This window comes from Variovorax sp. GrIS 2.14 (genome assembly GCF_046115955.1).
GTDB lineage: Bacteria > Pseudomonadota > Gammaproteobacteria > Burkholderiales > Burkholderiaceae_C > Variovorax.
Genome location: NZ_JBJXIA010000087.1, coordinates 1 through 1,810, shown reverse-complemented (window position 1 = coordinate 1,810; position 1,810 = coordinate 1). Strand labels below are relative to the sequence as shown.

At 59.4% G+C, this 1,810-nt stretch carries 2 pseudogenes; both read right to left on the bottom strand.

Features of this window, described 5'->3' with window-relative positions:
- Positions 1-146: 146 nt before the first annotated feature.
- Positions 147-1,128: pseudogene (locus RCH10_RS27595) on the bottom strand (IS481 family transposase).
- Between the two features lie 30 nt (positions 1,129-1,158).
- Positions 1,159-1,494 (bottom strand): annotated as a pseudogene (locus RCH10_RS27590) (IS3 family transposase); the annotation flags it as partial.
- Between the last annotated feature and the right edge of the window lie 316 nt (positions 1,495-1,810).

The following is a 1,810-nucleotide window of genomic DNA, read 5'->3' as shown; positions in this document are numbered from 1 at the left end:
ATCAATATCGCGAATAACGATCGAATTCAACACAACTAGGCGTCGGTCGAGCGAGATGTTGCGCGGCGTCAAGCATTGCCGATGTGCCGATGTGCCGATGTGCGGATGTGTCGATCGCAGCCCCCGATGCTTAAATGATCAAGGGGCTACGTGTCGCATCCCGGACGATCATAAGGACGCTTCGTAAACAGATGCGGATGCGAAGCGTACCAATCTTTCATGGTTTGAATTGGCGTTTTGCTTTTCAGTGCCGACTGCGGTAGCTGGTGGCTGTACGACGCCACGTAGCGCAGCAGCGTGTGCTCCAGGTCTTCCCCTGAATGGAAATGATGCGTCTTGAGCACGTCACCGATGCGCCCATTGAAGCGCTCCACCATGCCGTTGATCTTGGGGGTTCTGGGCTTGGTCAGACGATGCTCAATGCCAAGCTCGGTGCACAGACGATCAAATTCATGTGCTCCGGTGGGCTCGCGCTCGCGCGAAGCAAACAAGCGGTCCGTGAATTCCTTGCCGTTGTCGGTCAGCAGCTTGACGATCTTCAAAGGGCAGGCCGCATGCACCGCCTTCAAGAGGCTGCGCGCACTCGCCGCTGTCTCGTTGTTCTTGACCGTGACATAGACCCAGCGCGTGGCCCGGTCGATGGCCACGATCAGGTAGCGCCTGTGGCTCTCGTCGGCCATCTGCGGCAGGTACTTAATATCCATATGCAGGTAGCCTGGCTCGTAAGCTTTGAAGGTCTTGTGCGGCTCTTGCGGTTTGGATGGCTTCAGCGCGTTCAGGTTGCCCACGCCGTGGCGGCGCAGGCAGCGATCCAGGCCGGAGCGCGAGACCTTCTCGCAGATGAACTCGCGGGTAACGGCCAGCAGGTCGTCCAGCGGCAGCAGCAAGGTGCGGCGCAGTTCTACAGCGATGCGCTCCTGGGCCGGTGTGAGGGTGGTTTGCAAGCGGTGGGCGGTGTGCGGTGTGCGAGCGGTCTTGCACCGCCTCACGCAACTTCCACTTGTAGATCGTGGCCTCGCTCACGCCGTAGCGCAGGCTCAACTGGTGCGCGCTGAGATTGCCGCTCGCGGCAATCTCAGCGCGAATGGCTGGTGTCGTGCGGGCGTTCTTGTGCAGCGCGAGCATCATGATGGATGGGCTCCTTGGGTCTCGATTTGCTCAATTAATCCGCGCATGACTTCGCGGGCCATGAACAACGGATAGCGCCTGGAGTCTATGCAATCGTCCGGGATGCGATAGGTAGTCAAGAGGGCTGCGCGCGCCCAGAGGCCTCTTGATGCGCTTCTCGTTGTACCAGCGGATGTAAGAGTCCAAGGCCTGGGTGAACTGCGCAACGGTCGTTAATTGCCAGTTGCCAGGATAGAACCATTCGGTCTTCAGTCGACCGAAGAAGCCCTCGCAGGCCGCATCGTCGGACGAACAGCCTTTGCGGGACATCGATCGCGTCAGCTCGGCATCCGCGATACGTGCCAGCCATCCCGGCCATCGATAGTGGGTGGATTCAATCGGTCGTCGCAACATCTCAACTATGGAGGTGTTGTATGGGAAGAGCAAAGCGGTGGATGCAAGAGCAGACTGGGCGACCGGCGATGCGTTCGCCAGGTCGCCCTGAGATCAATCAGCGGCTCATCAAGCGGGCATTCTGGGGGCGAATTTCGGCAGGTTTGCAGAGCGAGGAAGCAGCACGGGCTTCCGGGGTTTCGCAGCCATTGGGCCCGCGGTGGTTTCGGCAAGCAGGTGGAATTCCACCTACGAATCTGGGCCCTGTTTCGGGTAGATATCTGTCGTTCACGGAGCGCGAAGAGATTGC